The sequence below is a fragment of the Streptomyces sp. NBC_01498 genome (assembly GCF_036327775.1).
In the GTDB taxonomy this organism is placed as follows: Bacteria; Actinomycetota; Actinomycetes; order Streptomycetales; family Streptomycetaceae; genus Streptomyces.
The window spans coordinates 1,256,882-1,272,270 of the sequence record NZ_CP109598.1 but is presented as its reverse complement, the minus strand read 5'-3'; the positions used below and the strand labels follow the sequence as shown (position 1 = coordinate 1,272,270).

At 69.6% G+C, this 15,389-nt stretch carries 26 protein-coding genes and 1 pseudogene; 22 read left to right on the top strand and 5 right to left on the bottom strand.

Annotation, left to right across the window (positions count from 1 at the left end; all coding sequences use genetic code 11):
- The first annotated feature begins 13 nt into the window (after nucleotides 1-13).
- Nucleotides 14-643, top strand: a complete 630-nt coding sequence (locus OG875_RS05320; RefSeq protein WP_330173067.1) for a nucleoside/nucleotide kinase family protein — start codon at nucleotides 14-16, stop codon at nucleotides 641-643.
- Between the two features lie 147 nt (nucleotides 644-790).
- The gene (locus tag OG875_RS05315) at nucleotides 791-1,759 is read left to right on the top strand and encodes a hypothetical protein (protein WP_330173066.1); all 969 of its coding nucleotides are present in this window, start codon (nucleotides 791-793) and stop codon (nucleotides 1,757-1,759) included.
- 60 nt (nucleotides 1,760-1,819) lie between these two features.
- On the opposite strand, the gene OG875_RS05310 is transcribed toward OG875_RS05315, so the two are convergent.
- From OG875_RS05310 to OG875_RS05290, 5 genes and pseudogenes are all read right to left on the bottom strand, one after another.
- Entirely contained in the window at nucleotides 1,820-2,548 is a 729-nt protein-coding gene (locus OG875_RS05310) for an amino acid ABC transporter ATP-binding protein (protein ID WP_330177605.1), read from the bottom strand.
- A 107-nt stretch (nucleotides 2,549-2,655) separates the two neighbouring features.
- Nucleotides 2,656-3,531, bottom strand: coding sequence for an amino acid ABC transporter permease (locus OG875_RS05305; RefSeq protein WP_330173065.1), 876 nt, complete (start codon nucleotides 3,529-3,531; stop codon nucleotides 2,656-2,658).
- Between the two features lie 35 nt (nucleotides 3,532-3,566).
- Nucleotides 3,567-4,091: pseudogene (locus OG875_RS05300) on the bottom strand (ABC transporter substrate-binding protein); the annotation flags it as partial.
- 26 nt (nucleotides 4,092-4,117) lie between these two features.
- Entirely contained in the window at nucleotides 4,118-5,458 is a 1,341-nt protein-coding gene (locus tag OG875_RS05295; RefSeq protein WP_330173064.1) for an integrase, read from the bottom strand.
- A gap of 424 nt (nucleotides 5,459-5,882) precedes the next feature.
- Complete coding sequence (locus tag OG875_RS05290; protein ID WP_330173063.1) at nucleotides 5,883-6,332, bottom strand: hypothetical protein; 450 nt, start codon at nucleotides 6,330-6,332, stop codon at nucleotides 5,883-5,885.
- A 174-nt stretch (nucleotides 6,333-6,506) separates the two neighbouring features.
- On the opposite strand from OG875_RS05290, the gene OG875_RS30975 reads away from it, so the two are divergent.
- The 20 genes from OG875_RS30975 (at nucleotide 6,507) to OG875_RS05195 (ending at nucleotide 15,349) form a co-directional block, all read left to right on the top strand.
- On the top strand, nucleotides 6,507-6,803 hold the full coding sequence (locus OG875_RS30975; RefSeq protein WP_443079069.1) for a helix-turn-helix domain-containing protein: 297 nt from the start codon (nucleotides 6,507-6,509) through the stop codon (nucleotides 6,801-6,803).
- Nucleotides 6,763-7,080, top strand: a complete 318-nt coding sequence (locus OG875_RS05285) for a hypothetical protein (RefSeq protein WP_330173062.1) — start codon at nucleotides 6,763-6,765, stop codon at nucleotides 7,078-7,080. The genes OG875_RS30975 and OG875_RS05285 overlap by 41 nt, the downstream gene beginning before the upstream one ends.
- A 90-nt stretch (nucleotides 7,081-7,170) precedes the next feature.
- The gene (locus OG875_RS05280) at nucleotides 7,171-7,662 is read left to right on the top strand and encodes a hypothetical protein (RefSeq protein ID WP_330173061.1); all 492 of its coding nucleotides are present in this window, start codon (nucleotides 7,171-7,173) and stop codon (nucleotides 7,660-7,662) included.
- 136 nt (nucleotides 7,663-7,798) lie between these two features.
- Complete coding sequence (locus tag OG875_RS05275) at nucleotides 7,799-8,020, top strand: hypothetical protein (RefSeq protein WP_330173060.1); 222 nt, start codon at nucleotides 7,799-7,801, stop codon at nucleotides 8,018-8,020.
- On the top strand, nucleotides 8,017-8,190 hold the full coding sequence (locus OG875_RS05270) for a hypothetical protein (protein WP_330173059.1): 174 nt from the start codon (nucleotides 8,017-8,019) through the stop codon (nucleotides 8,188-8,190). Before OG875_RS05275 ends, OG875_RS05270 begins: the two co-directional genes overlap by 4 nt.
- A complete protein-coding gene (locus OG875_RS05265; protein WP_330173058.1) occupies nucleotides 8,187-8,768 on the top strand; it encodes a hypothetical protein in 582 nt (193 codons plus the stop codon). Before OG875_RS05270 ends, OG875_RS05265 begins: the two co-directional genes overlap by 4 nt.
- Nucleotides 8,765-9,028: a hypothetical protein gene (locus OG875_RS05260; protein ID WP_330173057.1), complete on the top strand. Its 264-nt coding sequence runs from the start codon at nucleotides 8,765-8,767 to the stop codon at nucleotides 9,026-9,028. Before OG875_RS05265 ends, OG875_RS05260 begins: the two co-directional genes overlap by 4 nt.
- Complete coding sequence (locus tag OG875_RS05255) at nucleotides 9,025-9,237, top strand: hypothetical protein (RefSeq protein WP_330173056.1); 213 nt, start codon at nucleotides 9,025-9,027, stop codon at nucleotides 9,235-9,237. The genes OG875_RS05260 and OG875_RS05255 overlap by 4 nt, the downstream gene beginning before the upstream one ends.
- On the top strand, nucleotides 9,234-9,500 hold the full coding sequence (locus OG875_RS05250) for a hypothetical protein (protein WP_330173055.1): 267 nt from the start codon (nucleotides 9,234-9,236) through the stop codon (nucleotides 9,498-9,500). The genes OG875_RS05255 and OG875_RS05250 overlap by 4 nt, the downstream gene beginning before the upstream one ends.
- Nucleotides 9,493-9,786, top strand: coding sequence for a hypothetical protein (locus OG875_RS05245; protein WP_330173054.1), 294 nt, complete (start codon nucleotides 9,493-9,495; stop codon nucleotides 9,784-9,786). The genes OG875_RS05250 and OG875_RS05245 overlap by 8 nt, the downstream gene beginning before the upstream one ends.
- Nucleotides 9,783-10,217: a hypothetical protein gene (locus OG875_RS05240; protein WP_330173053.1), complete on the top strand. Its 435-nt coding sequence runs from the start codon at nucleotides 9,783-9,785 to the stop codon at nucleotides 10,215-10,217. The genes OG875_RS05245 and OG875_RS05240 overlap by 4 nt, the downstream gene beginning before the upstream one ends.
- 110 nt (nucleotides 10,218-10,327) lie before the next feature.
- Nucleotides 10,328-11,362 (top strand): DNA polymerase III subunit beta family protein, encoded by a 1,035-nt coding sequence (locus OG875_RS05235; protein WP_330173052.1) that lies wholly within the window; start codon nucleotides 10,328-10,330, stop codon nucleotides 11,360-11,362.
- A 93-nt stretch (nucleotides 11,363-11,455) separates the two neighbouring features.
- Nucleotides 11,456-11,692, top strand: a complete 237-nt coding sequence (locus tag OG875_RS05230; RefSeq protein WP_330173051.1) for a hypothetical protein — start codon at nucleotides 11,456-11,458, stop codon at nucleotides 11,690-11,692.
- A 106-nt stretch (nucleotides 11,693-11,798) separates the two neighbouring features.
- On the top strand, nucleotides 11,799-12,674 hold the full coding sequence (locus OG875_RS05225; RefSeq protein ID WP_330173050.1) for a PD-(D/E)XK nuclease-like domain-containing protein: 876 nt from the start codon (nucleotides 11,799-11,801) through the stop codon (nucleotides 12,672-12,674).
- Nucleotides 12,671-13,456, top strand: coding sequence for a hypothetical protein (locus OG875_RS05220; protein ID WP_330173049.1), 786 nt, complete (start codon nucleotides 12,671-12,673; stop codon nucleotides 13,454-13,456). Before OG875_RS05225 ends, OG875_RS05220 begins: the two co-directional genes overlap by 4 nt.
- Nucleotides 13,453-13,926, top strand: coding sequence for a hypothetical protein (locus OG875_RS05215; protein WP_330173048.1), 474 nt, complete (start codon nucleotides 13,453-13,455; stop codon nucleotides 13,924-13,926). Before OG875_RS05220 ends, OG875_RS05215 begins: the two co-directional genes overlap by 4 nt.
- 73 nt (nucleotides 13,927-13,999) lie before the next feature.
- Complete coding sequence (locus OG875_RS05210) at nucleotides 14,000-14,218, top strand: hypothetical protein (RefSeq protein ID WP_330173047.1); 219 nt, start codon at nucleotides 14,000-14,002, stop codon at nucleotides 14,216-14,218.
- On the top strand, nucleotides 14,215-14,577 hold the full coding sequence (locus tag OG875_RS05205) for a hypothetical protein (RefSeq protein ID WP_330173046.1): 363 nt from the start codon (nucleotides 14,215-14,217) through the stop codon (nucleotides 14,575-14,577). Before OG875_RS05210 ends, OG875_RS05205 begins: the two co-directional genes overlap by 4 nt.
- Nucleotides 14,574-14,975, top strand: a complete 402-nt coding sequence (locus OG875_RS05200; protein ID WP_330173045.1) for a hypothetical protein — start codon at nucleotides 14,574-14,576, stop codon at nucleotides 14,973-14,975. The genes OG875_RS05205 and OG875_RS05200 overlap by 4 nt, the downstream gene beginning before the upstream one ends.
- Nucleotides 14,972-15,349 (top strand): SLOG family protein, encoded by a 378-nt coding sequence (locus OG875_RS05195; RefSeq protein ID WP_330173044.1) that lies wholly within the window; start codon nucleotides 14,972-14,974, stop codon nucleotides 15,347-15,349. Before OG875_RS05200 ends, OG875_RS05195 begins: the two co-directional genes overlap by 4 nt.
- Nucleotides 15,350-15,389: the final 40 nt, after the last annotated feature.

Sequence of the window (15,389 nt, the reverse complement as noted above, 5' to 3'; positions counted from 1 at the left end):
GAACAATGCCCCCATGGACGCGCGGCAGTTCGGCACCCTCACCTCCCGCGCCCGGCGGCTCGCCGTCCCCGGCCGACGCCGGATCCTCGGCATCGCGGGACCGCCCGGCGCGGGCAAGTCCACGCTCGCGGCCCAGCTGGTCGCGGCGCTCGGCGACAGCGCCGTGATCGTCCCCATGGACGGCTTCCACCTCGCCCAGGCCGAGCTGAACCGCCTCGGCCGCGCCGACCGCAAGGGCGCCCCCGACACCTTCGACGCCCCGGGCTACGCCGCGCTGCTCGCCCGGCTCCGGGCTCCCGAGCCGGGCGTCGTCGTCTACGCGCCCGCGTTCGACCGCGCGCTGGAGGAGGCCGTGGCGGGCAGTGTCCCGGTCGCCCCGGACGTCCCGCTGGTGATCACCGAGGGCAACTACCTGCTGCACGACGACGCCGCCTGGGCGCCGGTCCGCGCGCTCGTCGACGAGGCGTGGTTCCTGGAGACCGACCCCGTCGTACGGGTACGGCGGCTGGTCGACCGGCATGTGCGCTTCGGCAAGGAACGGGCGTACGCCGAGCGCTGGGTCCGGGACTCCGACGAGGTCAACGCCCGGCTGGTGGCGCGCGGCCGGGACCGCGCGGACCTGGTCGTTCCGGTCTCCGCCTGACCCGGCCGCCCCGCACCGTACGGACACCCGGGAGGTTGCCGACGGCCGCCCAGGGCCTACCATCGATCGTTCGACGCACGCGGACGATCACAGGGGCAACGGGGACGGGCGGCGCCCGGTGGACGCGATCATGGGGAGGCGGACGACGTGGGGTTGTTCAGGCGCGGGCCGAGACGGGACGGGCGCGAGACACCGCGCGATCCCGAGTTCTCCTTCTTCTCCACCGACGAGGCCGCGCACTTCCGCAGCCAGGTCCGGCAGGCGTTCGCCGAACGGGGCCTGGAGGTCACGCTCTACGCGGACATGGCTACCGACAGCGCGGGCCGCCAGTTCGGACTCGGCAATCTCGCCGCCGTCTGCCACCACGACGACCGGGGCCCCCGCGTGTGGGGCGACCTGATCCGCCGGCACGCCGGGATGGTGCTGCGCACGATGGACGGCCCGTCCGCCCTCGACACGCTGCCGCCCGAGCAGATCCGCGCCCAGCTCTACCCGAGGGTGATCAGCGGCGACAGTCTCGACGCGCAGGCGTTCGGATACGCGCGCTCGGTGGCGCCCGGACTGTACGAGATCCTCGCGCTCGACCTCCCGGAGAGCGTCATGATGCTCACCGACGAGGCACTGGAACCGCTCGGCCCGCTGCCCGAACTGCGGGCGCGCGCCCTCGGCAATCTGCGTCAACTGCCCGTCGAGGGACGGGAGACCGTCAAGGACGGCGACATGCGGTTCGAGGTCGTCATGGGCGACTCGTTCTACACCGCCAGCCGCGTCCTGGCCCTGGACGGCCTCGTCCACCAGGTCACGGGGCGCACGCTCGGCCCGGACGGGGCGCTGGTGGCGTTCCCGTTCCGCCATCAGCTGGCCTTCCACGCGATACGGGACGCCACCGTCATCCCGTCGCTGAACGCGATGGCGTCGTTCGCCGCGTCGGGCTTCGAGGACGCGCCGGGGGCGATCAGCCCGTACGTCTACTGGTGGCGCGGCGGCACGCTGACGCAGCTCAGCGACCGGGACGAGGGCAACACGGAGGCGGGCGGGCTGCGCATCGTGGTCGGCGACGACTTCCAGGACCTGCTGGAGCGGCTGGTGTCGCCGTCGGGGCCGGAGGAGGACTGACGGGGGAGGACCGAGGGGGAGGGCCGTTCCCCCGCCCTGCGGGACCTTCCCCGTGACGGCCTACAGCCGCCCCGCCTCCACGATCCGCCGCAGGAACCTCCGGGTGCGCTCCTCCCGGGGAGCGCCGAAGACCTCGTCCGGCGTGCCGCGTTCCAGCATCACCCCGGCGTCCAGGAAGCAGACCTGGTCGGCGACCTCCCGGGCGAAGGCCATCTCGTGGGTGGCGATGACCATCGTCATGCCCTCGTCCTTCACCTCGCGCACGAGACCGAGCACCTCGCCCACCAGCTCCGGGTCCAGCGCGGCGGTGATCTCGTCCAGGAGCAGCAGCCGGGGGCGTACCGCCAGCGCCCGTACGATCGCCGCCCGCTGCTGCTGCCCGCCGCTGAGCCGGTCCGGGTACTCGTCGGCCTTCGCCGCGAGCCCGAGCCGTTCCAGCAGTTCACGGGCGCGCTCCTCGGCCTCCGGGCGGGAGAGGCCGTGGACGCGCCGGGGGGCGAGGGTGATGTTCTGGAGGACGGTGAGGTGCGGGAAGAGGTTGTACGCCTGGAACACCACACCGATCCGGCGGCGTACCGCGTTCGTGTCGGTCCCCGGGTCGGTGATCTCCTCGCCGTCGAGCCAGATGGCCCCGTCGTCCACCTCCTCAAGGAGGTTCACGCAGCGCAGCAGGGTCGACTTCCCGGACCCCGAGGCGCCGATCAGCGCGGTCACCGTGTGCGGGGCGACCGCCAGATCCACGTCACGCAGCACCAGCGACGCCCCGAACGACTTGCGGACGGCCTCCATCCGCAGCACCGGAGCCCCGTCCCCGGCCCCTGCTACGGCCCCTGCTCCGGCTTTTGCGACCGCGCCCGGCGTCTCCTCCGTAGCGGGCGCCGTGTCCTTCGCCGTACTCATACGATCCCTCCCTGGGCCCGCCGCCGGTCCATCCGGGCCGTCACCCAGTCGGTGAGCCGTGTCATCGGGATGGTCAGCGCGACGAAGACCAGCCCCGCCACGACGTACGGCGTGTAGTTGAAGTCCTTGCCGGCGATGATCTGCGCCGCGTACACCGCGTCGACGGCGCCGGCGATCGACACGAGACCGGTGTCCTTCTGGAGCGACACCAGGTCGTTGAGGAGCGGCGGGACCACCCGCCGCACGGCCTGCGGGAGCACGACGAAGCGCAGCGCCTGGCCACCGCTGAGCCCCAGGGAGCGCGCCGCGGCGCGCTGCGAGGGATGGACGGACTCGATGCCCGCCCGGAAGACCTCCGCGACGTACGCCGAGTACGTCAGCACGAGCGCGGTTCCCGCCAGCAGCACGGGATCGTTGGTGACCCCCTGGAGGCGCAGCGCGGGCACACCGAAGACCACCAGCAACAGGCAGATGATCAGCGGCAGTCCGCGGAAGAAGTCCGTGTACGCGGCGGCCAGCGCCCGCACGGGGAAGAACACCGGCCCGCGCAGGGTGCGCGCCACGGCGAGCAGCAGGCCGAGAGCCAGCACGGCCGCGCCGCACACCGCCAGCAGCCGCAGATTGAGCCACAGGCCCTCCAGGACCTGCGGGAGCGCCACGCGCGCGTAGTGGGCGCTGAAGAAGGTCTCCCTGGTGCGGTCCCAGCCGGGGGAGTTGGTGATCAGGACGAACAGCACCACGCCGGTCACCAGGGTGCTGAGGGCGGCGACGGCCGTGGCGCGCCGGGCGCGGGCGCGCCGGTGGCGTTCGCGGGCGATACGGCGCTCCGACGGGACGTACCCGCCCTTCGCCGTCGCCTCCGTCCCCGTCACCGGCTCCCTGTCGCGTGTGGGCGGCGTGTACGAGGTCACTTGAGTACCGGCGCGTCGACGGCCTCGGAGAGCCACTTCTTCTCCAGGGCGGCGAGCGTGCCGTCCTTCCGGAGGGCGTCCACGGCACCGCTCACACACGAGGTGAGCGCGCTGTCCCGGTCGAGTACCAGCCCGAACTGCTCCGGCGTGGCCGAGGAGTTGGGGAACTGTCCGACGACCTTCGCCTCCGGCACCTCGGCGCCGGTGATGTAGAAGGCGGTGGGCAGGTCCACGACGATGGCGTCCACCTGGCCGCTCTTGAGCGCGGACTTGGCGAAGTCGTTCTTCTGATAGACGGCGGCCGGCCGGGCGGGCTTCACGAGATCGTTGATGAAGTCGAGGCTGGTGGTGCCCACCTGGGCGCCGAGCTTCACGTTCTTGAGGTCCGCCACGCTCGTCGCCCGCGCCGCCTCGGAGGACTTGAGGGCGACGACGGCCTGACGTACGTCGTAGTAGCCGGAGGAGAAGGCGACGGCCTTCTTGCGCGACTCGCTGATGGAGACCTGGTTGATGTCGAAGTGCCTCCACCTAACCCCACGCTGACCAGCTACCCAGCAATGTCCTCTTGATCCACTGGGAGGGGGATGGGAGCGGGTGGCGCCCAACCGGGTCCTTGAGCCGCCGCGAACGCTGCCCACCGTTCCTCAAGTGCCGCCATGATGCGCCGTTCCATCGTAGGCGTCACGTTTCCGTACAGCCCCTCCACGCCGGCAACTTCATGTCCCATGCGCGCCTCAACCGCCACCCGCGAATGCTTCTCGTCCTCGTCGAGCCATTCCTTGTGGCCGTGCCTCAGCAGGTGCATGCGCTTGGGGCCCCACTCGCCGTCGGGCTGCCGGACCCGCCACGCCTCAACGGGCGGGATCTTGGACCGGGCGCGCTTGCCAACTCTCTCCTCCGCCCCGAGAGTGATGGGCCCGTAGTAGCTGATCGACCAGTTCGATCGAATCAGGGGGCCCCCGCCGATTGCCGGGAACATCCACTCGGAAGTGTGCGACGCAAGCAGCTGCTCGTGAAGTCGTGAAAGAAATGGGGGGAGCACCAATGTGCGACTCGACTCGTACTTCGGTGCAGTCAGTGTGGGGCGGCCGTGCATCCACTTGTGCTGATACTCAACCCGCAGGGCAGGCATGAGCCCCTCGCCCTGGCCGTAGCGTTCCATGTCGTCGTCGTACCGCTCAGTCTCCTCGGGGTCCGCTCTGGGATCGGATGCCGGCCAGGTGGGGGAAGCGAACTCCCTTCGCAGCCCGAACATTTCCGAGCGTCGCAGTCCCGTGAACGGGACGGTCAGAAAGAACACGTACCCGGGGAAGCCCCACACGGTATGGGCATTCATGGCCAGCTGGTGCACGACAGCCATGTCGAGTGGGCGCTTTCGCGGTCGGGCCTTCTTGACGAATCGCCCCCGGCGGGTGCGCTTGATGACGGGGGACGACTTCCGCATCTCGCACTCAACTGCGTAGTTCATGATCAGGCCGAAGACCATCAGGATGCTCTGCGCGTAGTTTCGTGACCACTTCGCTCTGACCTGGTTGGCCCAGGCGTCGTACTCAGGAACACTGATGTCGCCAACGGCCCTGTCGCCCCAGTAGGGGATGATCTGGGCGGTAATGACAGTTCGGTACGCGCGGATTGAGTCGTAGGCCAGGTCTTGTAGCGCCAGCCACGCCGGGCAGAGGTCCTCCATGAGGACGGATCCGTCGCGCCGGCTGATGTACCGGTCGTTGCGGACGTCCGACTCGCGGTCGAGGCCGTAGTCGTATGCCTCCGTCTCGGTCCACTTGGTGCTGGACTTCGAGTCGAAGAGCTTCTTGCCGGTCTCGGGGTGCAGTTTGCCGGTCTCCCACCGGACCCGGCAGCTGTTTCCCCGCCACTCGACCCACGGCATGCGTGTACTCCCTGGTGAGTTGAGAGCGGATTACCGGCGGGCACCCCTGACCGCCAGTCTCCGCGTGACTGCGTCTACTCTGCCGTGCCCACCGGGCACCCGCAGCAAGATCGGCAGTCGAGTCCTTGTCCCTTGAGCAGTCGTCTGATGCGCTTCTGGACTGCGCTGTCAGCGACCGCTTCCGGGGTCAGGACGCACACCATCCCATCGCCGATCTTGAACACGCTGGCTATGTGGCCCGGTCCGAGGTCGACGTTGATGACTGTGTTCATAGGTCCCCCCTGTTCACTCGCGGAGAACCCCTCCAGGTAGATGCAGGGTGCCACGTTGGGCACACGGAGGGCACCCGTCTCACAGGGTTTGTTTCCAGACGCACCGTCACAATCGCGTCACACACGAATGGTTGTACTGAATCGGGTGCGAATCACTCAGGCTTTGGTAGTAGGTCTCGCTTGCGGAGCTCCTCAAGTGCCTTGAGGGCGAGCTCCTTCGCCTGCCCGACGGAGAGGTCGGGGGCGGTGACTTCGACTGCGGCCTGGATCGCTTCCCTGGCGCGGGCATCGATGTCGGCGAGCGACGGCCAGCTGCGGGCGCCGGGGATGAGTTCGCCGCCGTCGGTCAGTTTGATGCTGTCGGCGCCGTCAAGGAACGCCCGGCATGAGCCGGGGAGTAGGCCGAAGGCAAGTTCCACCTTGGTGTAGGTGAGGTCGCTGACGGCCAGCCCGTTCTCCACGTTCCGGTACGGGACGTGGGACAAGCCGACTGCCTCGGCCGCTTTCTCTTTGCTGCTGTACCCGAGGGCGCGGCGCTGCTGCTTGACCAGCTCGCCAAGGATGCGGCGCCGGTGTGAGTCGTGATCCGTGGGGGCGGCCATACCGGGGAGTATCCCAGCTACCTATAGCTACCGCTAGAGCCGTCTCACGCCATGGCCCGAACGTGACCTTTGGCCATAGGTTCGCCTAGAGGTCTCTGTAGTTTGATAGAGATGAATAGAGGTTACTCATCGGTACCTCTAGAAACCTATATGCGCAACCACTAGGTTCTGCGCATGGAACAACCCCCAGCCACCACCTACCAGGTGGACGGGGCGGAAATCCGCACCCGCCGCATGGAACTCGGCATGAGCCAAGCCGAGTGCGCCGCCAGGACCCAGATAACGAGGCCGTACCTCTCCCAGATCGAAACGGGGGAGAGGCGGCACATGAGGCGCCCCACGTACACGGCGCTACGCACCGCACTCCAGATCCCCCAAGACGACCGCCGGCTCCTCGCCCCAGACGAGGACCAGCACAGGAAGGAGAACCATGGCCGCCCCCACGAAGCCGAAGCCGAAGCCGGTCCTTGAGAACTTCTACAGCGTCTCGGAGGCCGCGATCCGCCTCGGCCTCCGAGACAAGGACGACGCCAGCAAGAAGGGTGAGAAGTGGCTCCGCGACGGAGTCAACCGTCACGGGTTCCCCAAGCACCGCATGGCCGGACAGCTCAAATTCTCGGACTCCGACCTTGCCGAGATCGCCAAGCGTCACAGCGACCAGCCCCACTACCGGACCGGGACCCGGCGCAGGAGTCGCCCCGCCGCCCGCAAGCCGCAGGCAATCGCGCAGCTCTCCGACGCCGCCTAGAGCGGCAAACGGCCCCAACCGCCGGTGTCGAGACCGGCAGCAGGGGCCTACGAGTCCCACCTCCACCCGCGAAGACGAAAGGCAGAACCCATGCCCAACATCATCCCATCCGCCACCCCGGATGACACCAACCCCACCGCCCTGACGCCGGAACGCGAGCAGGAGATCCGCTCCCGTCGGCTGGACGAGGTTACGGCTGGCCCTTGGCTGGTGGCTGACGCGGAGAACGGTCGACCGCTCATCTACGTCGAGCGTGAAGGCAACGGCGGCGAGGTTCGAGCGCTTCCGCTGCTAGTCGCGGATGCCGCATCGGAGGCCGACGTTCAGTTCGTAGCGAGTGCTCGGCGCTCGGTCCCGGAACTGCTGGCCGAGCTGGACCGGGTCCGCGCCGAGCTGGCAGCCCGCCCGACCCGCGCCGAGGTGCTGAACGAGGCCGCCGACAAGATCGAGCGCAAGGCCAAATCCATGGACGCCACATGGCTGCGGGCCGACCAGGTCTGTGACGCTCTCCGGCGCCTGGGCGATCCCGCCCCCGCTGACGAGCAGCGCACCGACGGCACCCCGATCGGCGGCGACCGATGAACGCCTCGCAGCCCAGCACCCGCCCTGACTTGGTGGGCCTGAACCCGACCGGTCGCCCGCGCCGTTCGTCGGCCGCGTCCCGGCGGAAGGCCACACGCCGTGGCCTCGCCGCCGTGAAGCCGAAGGGCGGCAACCGATGAACGCCGACGAGTTCAACTCCCTGTACCCGGTGGGCACGCCGGTCGTGGCCTACCCCGGCTTCCGTCCGGAGGTCGACCCCAGCGGCGAGCGCATCGTCACCCGCACCCGTAGTCGCGCCTCGGTCCTCGGCGGTCACACCGACGTCGTCTGGGTCGACGGGCACGGCGCGTGCATCAGCCTCACCCACATCGACGTCACGACGGGCGGCGACCGATGACCGCCCCGATCGAGCGTCTGGATGTGCCGCTGGACACCGTCCTCGCTGACCTGGCCCGTATCCGTGAATCCCTGCCGCTGGACGACCCGGACCGTCGCGCACTCGACACGGACGCCGACACCCACTTCGCCCAACTCGCCGCCAACTACACCGCCAGGAGCACGTCATGACCTGCGACGAACCGCTGTACAGGGACGGCGAGGAGTTCTCCTCCCGCGACTGCCAGTTGAAGCTCGGACACTCCGGGGACCACGACTACCTGGGCGAGAAGTTCCCGCGCCCGGAGCTGACCGAGCCGGACCCGGACATCACCAACCTGATCGCCGCCGCCGCCCACAAGCGCGGCATCTGGGGTCTGGACGAGGTCCAGTGGCCGATCGTCGTCGAGGTCACGACCGTCTACGTGGTCAGGGCCCCGGGCGCGACCGAGGACGAAGCTCTCGCCAACTACGGCGACGAGTACCCCGACCTTGACGGTGAGCACGCGATCGACGGCAGCTTCGAGGTCCGCCGCCTCGAAAGCTGGCAGCGCCGCGACAACCTCGGCACCAGCCCGTTCGGCCCGATGGTCCAGTGCCCTGGCTGCGGCAAGTTGGCCATGAGCCGCGAGTGGTTCCACAACCCGCTGCGGAAGTGCCACGGTCCGATCCGGTGGCGTGAGACGCGGGCGCCGAGCCTCCGCTGCCGGTACAGCCGCGAGTACACCGCGACGCCCGTCTACAACGCCCGTCAGACGGTGGCAGCGTGACTGCCTCCCCGCTGCTCGCCGACGCCATATCCCACGCCCGTACTGCGGCGACCGCAGCCGAGCACGTCGACCTGGACGACCGGCTCGCGGTCATCAGCTCGCACGAGACGCTCAGGTCCGAGCTCCGCCGAGTCCTGTGGACCCTCGACTACGACGGCATCGCCGACGGCGAGCCGGACGTGGCCGGACAGTTCGATGCCGAAGACGGTGTCCGGCAGCCCACCAGCGTCCGCTACCAGCGCGAGCAGGTGGCGGCATGACCCTCATGCGCCCCGAAACGGCCGTCCTGTCCGAGCTGCTGTGCGACACCGGACCCGTCATGCAAACGGAGGTCGCCGGCCCGCTCCTCCGAGCCCTGGATCTGGTCGAACGGGCCATCCCCGCCTGGATCACCGACCCGAACCTGCGGGCCGACATCGCCGCCGGATACGTCGAGCTCAGCGACGACCTCGCCGGGGGTGCACGGTGACGCCGAAGCGCCGCACCCAAGGCATCCGGCACGCCGACGACCAGCCCGACGCCGGTTTCGAGGTGGCCCTCGGAACGTGCACACCGGGCCAGATCGCCGCCGCGCGCCGGGTCGTTGATCGTGCCGCCCGCGACAAGGACGACCGCAGCTTCCTCCTCGACGTTCTCGGCCTCGGCCCCGCCACCACCCTCCTCGCCGCCGCATCCACCGCGCTCCTCCTCCTGGGGCGCCACCTCAACCACGGAGGAAGCCACAATGCCTGACCTGATGGTTCGAATCGGCGAGGAGACGCTGCCGCTCGCCAACTGCGTCTGGATCACCTGGGCGCCGTGCGGCTGCCCCTGCGGCGTGCTCACCGCCGCATACGGCGACGAGGCGCACGCCACCGAAGAGCAGGCGTGGCAGGAGAAGTACCCGATGAAGCGCGAGCGCGCCAAGTACCGGCGACAGGGCTACCGACTCGAACTCATGGGCTGGAGTCGGTACCGCGCGGAAATCGACTTGGCCGCGAAGTGCCCGCACGTCAAGGCCAAGGCGGCAGCCTCGTGAGCCTGACCATCCCGTGGCAGCGCGGCACTGGCACCCACCGCGCCGACGACCGGATAGCCGAACTCCGTGACGAGAACGTGCGGTTGCTGGACCGGCAGGCGGCGGCGGACGACTACTTCGCCGTCCTCCTCGCCGACCGGGCCGACATGTACGCGGCCTGGCGGGACGCCGTGCACCGGGCTGACCTCGCCGACGACATCGCGACCGCGCGACTCGTCGCCGCCTGCGAGGCCACCGCGCGCGCCCAGGAAGCCGAGCAGCAGGCCGCCGACATGCGGGCCGAACTCCTCGAACTGCGGGCGTACAAGGCCCAGAACACCGCGATCACCGTGCCGTCGATGGTCCGCGACACCAGCAACGGTGCCGACCAAGCGACCGCACCCATCGACGTGCGGCCCCTGTGGGACGCGCTGCGCGAGCACGCCGCCTGACACCGCCGTCGCGCCGTGCCCGCAAACCGGCGCGACGGCGGGCCACACGAGAACACCCCGCCAGTCGAAGTGGCGGGGCATCCGAGACCAGCATCCCAGAGAGGGACCCCATGTCCGTCACCATCAACGCCCACAGGCTCGGCCAGCTCATCGACAAGGTCCGTGGACATGTCGGCAGCGAGTCGATCGAGATCCTGAACGGCATTCGCCTCGACGCCGACTCCAGCCACCTGTACGCCGTCGCGACCGACCGGTTCACCCTCGCCGCCGCCCGCTACCGGCTCAAGTACGACGACGCCAAGCAGGAGCCGTGGGCGCGGACCATCCCCACCTCCTGGCTGAAGCCGCTCCGCGAATGGGTCAGCGCCCACGGTGGCGGCGACACGATCCGCATCGCCCTCGCCGAGGGATTCGTCGTCTTCGGTACCGAGTACACCGAGATCCGCATCCCCGTCACGGACGACCAGGAGTTCGCGGACTGGCGGCGCCTCCTGCGGGGTGCATCTGTCCAGCCCGGAACCATCTTCGCGTTCCCGGCCGTCAGCTCCCGGCTGCTCGCCCGCTGGGCCGACACCGGACAGGCCCTGCGAGTCCACGTCACCACCGACCTCAAGGCTTTCATGCTGTTCGGCGAGGACTTCATCGGAGTCCAAATGCCGGAGCGGTACGCCGGCATCGGACCGGTTGAGGAAGAGACGTTCGAGCAGGCCCTCGAACTGTGGCCCGGCATCTTCGCCGATGCCGACGACACCGCCGACATGGCCACGGACATGCCCGCCGAGGTCGACGAGATGGGCACCATCCCCGAGATGGTGAGGTCCCTCCTACAGCAGACGCTCCGATCCACCGGCGACATGCTCGGCGCCCCGAGTCGGGATCCGGGCGCCATGGCTTCCTTCGCCCTGGCCGGGGTGAACGCCTGGTCCGCGTACCGGTTCCTCGACGCCCTCCACACGGCTGACCCGAGGCTCGCCGAAAAGGTCGTCGCCGAACTCGGTGAGGAGCTGGACGCGGGGGACTTCAGCGAGCACGCGTGGGACATCGCCGCGAAAGCCGGTCACGACCCACAGGCGTGGCACGACGACTACGCCGCGCACCTCAAGAAGCTCGCCGAGAAGCGGGCCGCTGAACAGCCCGCCACCTGACCACCCTCCCTGCGGCGCGTCGAGCCCCAACTCCGCGCCGCCCACCCGCCGCCCGGCCCCCACCGGGCGGCGGGCCCCAACGAAAGGCACACCGTGGACATCCGACTCGGCCGCTGGCAGGTGGAGTACCACCAGCGCGCCATCCACATCACCCGCGAACCGCAGGCCAACCCGAAGTGCCCCGACTGCCAGGGCAAGGGCGGCCACGGCTACATCACCGAAGGCGGCGACGGCGACTGGGACTACTGCCACTGCTTCGACTTCATCGCCTGGCGACTCCCGCTCTGGCGGCGAAGCGCCCGGCAACTCGCAGACAGGACCCCCTTCTGATGCCGCCGATCGCCTGCGCCCGCTGCGAAGGAACCGCCGGACCATTCGCCCGGCAACCCGAAGGCCCCGTGTGCGAAGACTGCCTCGAAGAACAGGACGGCACGAAGTGACCACGACCATCGAACCGGCCGCGATAGCCGACCCGGTTGTCGTGGACGGCCTGTCCACCGACGAGTACCACGCCGATAGGGCATCCATCTCGTCCACCGGCCTGCGGAAGCTCCTCGCGCCCGGCTGCCCCGCCCAGTTCAAGTACGACCGCGACAACCCGCAGCCCCACAAGAAGGAGTTCGACCTCGGGCACGCCGCGCACCTCCTGGTGCTCGGTGAGGGGCCGGAGCTGGCGGTCATCGACTACCCGGACTGGCGGAAGAAGGACGCGCAGTCCGAGCGGGACGACGCCTACGCCGAGGGCAAAGTGCCGCTGCTGACGAAGGATTTCGAGGTGGTCACAGCGATGGCTGCGGCGATCCGTCAGCACCCGCTCGCCGGCCCGCTGTTCGCACCCGGCAGTGGTGTTGCCGAACGGTCGATCTTCTGGACCGACCCGGCCACCGGCATCCGCTGCCGCGTCCGACCCGACTACCTCAAGCAACTGCCGGGCCTGACCCTCGCCGTGGACTACAAGACGATCACCAAGGCCGATCCGGAGACCATCTCCAAGGCCATCCGCGATCACGGTTATCACCAGCAAGACGCCCTGTACGTCGACGGCATCGAGGCCGCTGGGCTCGCCCCCGACGGCTGTCGGTTCCTCTTCGTGTTCCAGCAGAAGACCGCCCCGTACCTGATCACCGTGCGCGAACTCGCCGGACAGGACCGCGACATCGGCCGCGCCAAGAACGAACGCGCCCTCCGCATCTACGCCGACTGCACCACCACCGGCATCTGGCCCGACTGGACCGGGCCCGTCGAAGACATCCCCGTCATCTCCATGCCCACCTGGGCCGTGCTCAACGAAACCGAGGAGTACCTCAAGTGACCAACGAGATCGCCACCCGCGACGACCAGACCGTCGCCACCCAGCAGACCAACACCCTCCCCGCCCCGGCCCCGACCGAGGGAGCCAACGCCCTCATGGCGTGGGCGCAGGAAGCCGACCTGGCGTACCAGATGGCGCAGAAGCTGGCCGCCACCTCCTTCGTTCCCGCCACCCTGCGGGGCAAGCCTGGCGACATCGCCGCCGCGATCCTCGCCGGCTCCGAGCTCGGACTGAAGCCCATGGCCACCCTCAAGTCGATCGACGTCATCCAGGGCACCCCCGCCCTCCGGGCCCACGCCATGCGGGCCGTCGTCCAGAAGCAGGGCCACGAGATCGAACTCGTCGAGTCCACCCCGGAGCGGTGCGTCATGCGTGGCCGCCGCAAGGGGAGCGACAGCTGGCAGACCGTCGAGTGGACGACCGCCCGCGCCAACCAGCTCGGGCTGCTGAACAAGCCGGAGTGGAAGAAGCAGCCGCAGAACATGCTCGTCGCCCGCGCCACCGGCGAGCTGTCCAGGCTGATCGCATCCGACGCGCTGCACGGCATGGCCTACGTCGCCGAGGAGCTCGGGGGGATCGCGCACGCCGAAGTCGCCCCCGCCAAGGCCCCGCTCAGTGTCGCCGCTCTCACCGTGCCGACGCCGCCTGATGCTCCGGCCGCCGCGTCCGAGTACGCGGTCACCCGAGACGACCAGACCACCGATGGCGAATGGGACACCGACGCCGCCGAGGGCTCCACCGACTGGCCCGCTACGACCCTGACGGGCGGTGCTGTCGCATGAACACCAACCACCGCACCGAAGCCGAACGGCACCTCAGTCGGGGCTCGTTCGTCAGCAGCCCCGACCGCGCCCATCCGACTGACCCGGTCGCCACCGACTTTCACCTCCGCATGGCCCAGATCCACGCCACCCTCGCCGCCGGAGAGACCGCCTCGGCCGACACCGCCTCATACCGGCACGCCATCCACACTCTGCGCTTCGCCCTGATCCGGCAGGTCGGTGAAGGGCTCGCGCTCAGCGAAGGCGACGAAGCACACCAGCACGCGGCGGGTCTCGCCGAGTACCTGGACTCCGTTGGCCTGAACATCGACCGCGAAGTCGACGCCTATATCGATGGCCTCGGTTGGGGCGACCCGCGCGACGCGCGACTCTCGCCGACCGACCGCAGGGCCAAGCGGGACGCCGCGCCTGGCCCGTGGGACGTGAAAGCCGACCCGTGGGCCGACGCCCCTCCCCAGCCCACCACCTGATCCACCGCTTCCGGGGCCGTCCCGCCCGCCGAAATCAGGCGGGGCGGCCCCTCTGCCTCAAGGAGAACACGCCATGACCGACACCATCACACCGACCGAGACCCATCTCCGCGCCGCCCTCAGCGACCTGGCGGCCCGCTACGAGGCCACCGCCAGCCGCGCCACCACCGACGTCGGCAAGAGCCGGGCCCGGCAAATCAGCCAGGCCGCCGCTGACATCCGACACGTACTCACCACGGGCCGCGCCCCCGACTACCTGATCACCGACACGAAGCCCGAGGTGACGTCATGACCCGCCGTCTCACGGTCGCCGAGCGCCACGCCGCCGCCGACAAAGACCTGCTGCTGTCGGAGATAACCGCCCAGTCCAAGTGGTCCCAGTTCCTCGTCGAGCAGGCCGTGTATGCGGTCGGCCTCACCAACGACACCTTCACATGCAACACGCTTCGCAACCTGCTCCCCGAGCTGGGCCACGGCTTTCTCGGTGCTGCGATCAGCGCCCTGCGCGGGGGCGGCGTCATCGTCACCACCGGGCAGTTGGTGCCGTCCACCTCGGCCGCCACCAAGGGCCATGGAATCCACGTGTGGAGGCTCACCGCCAAGGGGCACCAGATCGCCGCCGCGAGGCGTGAGCGGAGGGCCGCCGCATGAACAAGGCGCCCGAGACCATCGAGTTCCTGTACGGAGTCGACAGCAGCGTCAACGACGACTCCCGGTTCTACGAGCCTCCCAGAGTCGTCCAGTTCCGGATCACCAGGAAGACAGCCCGCCGCATCTACTACCTGCGGCGCGCCGGGTGGCCCGAGCGGTACGTCGACCGTCAGACCATCGAGCGGGATGGAGAGATCAGGCGTCGGTCAGCCGGGTGGTGGGAGCCGGACGGCACCCTCTACCTGACCTCGCCCGAACTGCCCGACTACACCAGCCGCCCAGACATTGGCGAGCTGAAAGCGGCTATGGCCGCCGCTCACCCCGACCGTGGCGGCACCGACGCCGCGTTCATCGCCGCTCGCACCCGGTTCGAGCGGGCAGCCCGGAGGACGGCATGAGCGACCGCCCGTACCGGATTCTCGTCACCGGCTCCCGCGACTGGACCGACCACGACGTGGTCCGCAGCGCCCTCGTCGTCGCGATCTACCAGAACGTGCCCGCGGTCATCATCCACGGCGCCTGCCCGTCCGGCGCCGACGCAATGGCCTCCTGGTGGGTCCGCCGCTACCGCCACCTCGGCGTCACCGAGGAGCGCCACCCCGCGCAGTGGCGCACCCACGGCCGCGGAGCCGGACCGATCCGCAACCAGCACATGGTCCACCTCGGCGCCGACGCCTGCCTGGCGTTCATCCGCAACGGAAGCCGCGGGGCCACCGGTTGCGCCGACCTCGCCGAAACCGCCGGAATCCCGGTCAGGCGGTGGACCGCATGAACCTCGTCTGGATCTGGCCCGCACTCCTCACCGCCGGTGC

Excerpts from the sequence above, each read along its gene's own strand:
- OG875_RS05195 (WP_330173044.1), top strand. The coding sequence starts at position 14,972 with ATGAGCGACCGCCCGTACCGGATTCTCGTCACCGGCTCCCGCGACTGG.
- OG875_RS05280 (WP_330173061.1), top strand. The coding sequence starts at position 7,171 with ATGCCCAACATCATCCCATCCGCCACCCCGGATGACACCAACCCCACC.
- OG875_RS05270 (WP_330173059.1), top strand. The coding sequence starts at position 8,017 with ATGACCGCCCCGATCGAGCGTCTGGATGTGCCGCTGGACACCGTCCTC.
- OG875_RS05320 (WP_330173067.1), top strand. The coding sequence starts at position 14 with ATGGACGCGCGGCAGTTCGGCACCCTCACCTCCCGCGCCCGGCGGCTC.
- OG875_RS05285 (WP_330173062.1), top strand. The coding sequence starts at position 6,763 with ATGGCCGCCCCCACGAAGCCGAAGCCGAAGCCGGTCCTTGAGAACTTC.
- OG875_RS05295 (WP_330173064.1), bottom strand. The coding sequence starts at position 5,458 with ATGCCGTGGGTCGAGTGGCGGGGAAACAGCTGCCGGGTCCGGTGGGAG.
- OG875_RS05245 (WP_330173054.1), top strand. The coding sequence starts at position 9,493 with ATGCCTGACCTGATGGTTCGAATCGGCGAGGAGACGCTGCCGCTCGCC.
- OG875_RS05255 (WP_330173056.1), top strand. The coding sequence starts at position 9,025 with ATGACCCTCATGCGCCCCGAAACGGCCGTCCTGTCCGAGCTGCTGTGC.
- OG875_RS05275 (WP_330173060.1), top strand. The coding sequence starts at position 7,799 with ATGAACGCCGACGAGTTCAACTCCCTGTACCCGGTGGGCACGCCGGTC.
- OG875_RS30975 (WP_443079069.1), top strand. The coding sequence starts at position 6,507 with ATGGAACAACCCCCAGCCACCACCTACCAGGTGGACGGGGCGGAAATC.
- OG875_RS05290 (WP_330173063.1), bottom strand. The coding sequence starts at position 6,332 with ATGGCCGCCCCCACGGATCACGACTCACACCGGCGCCGCATCCTTGGC.
- OG875_RS05205 (WP_330173046.1), top strand. The coding sequence starts at position 14,215 with ATGACCCGCCGTCTCACGGTCGCCGAGCGCCACGCCGCCGCCGACAAA.
- OG875_RS05210 (WP_330173047.1), top strand. The coding sequence starts at position 14,000 with ATGACCGACACCATCACACCGACCGAGACCCATCTCCGCGCCGCCCTC.
- OG875_RS05200 (WP_330173045.1), top strand. The coding sequence starts at position 14,574 with ATGAACAAGGCGCCCGAGACCATCGAGTTCCTGTACGGAGTCGACAGC.
- OG875_RS05310 (WP_330177605.1), bottom strand. The coding sequence starts at position 2,548 with ATGGAGGCCGTCCGCAAGTCGTTCGGGGCGTCGCTGGTGCTGCGTGAC.
- OG875_RS05235 (WP_330173052.1), top strand. The coding sequence starts at position 10,328 with ATGTCCGTCACCATCAACGCCCACAGGCTCGGCCAGCTCATCGACAAG.
- OG875_RS05265 (WP_330173058.1), top strand. The coding sequence starts at position 8,187 with ATGACCTGCGACGAACCGCTGTACAGGGACGGCGAGGAGTTCTCCTCC.
- OG875_RS05215 (WP_330173048.1), top strand. The coding sequence starts at position 13,453 with ATGAACACCAACCACCGCACCGAAGCCGAACGGCACCTCAGTCGGGGC.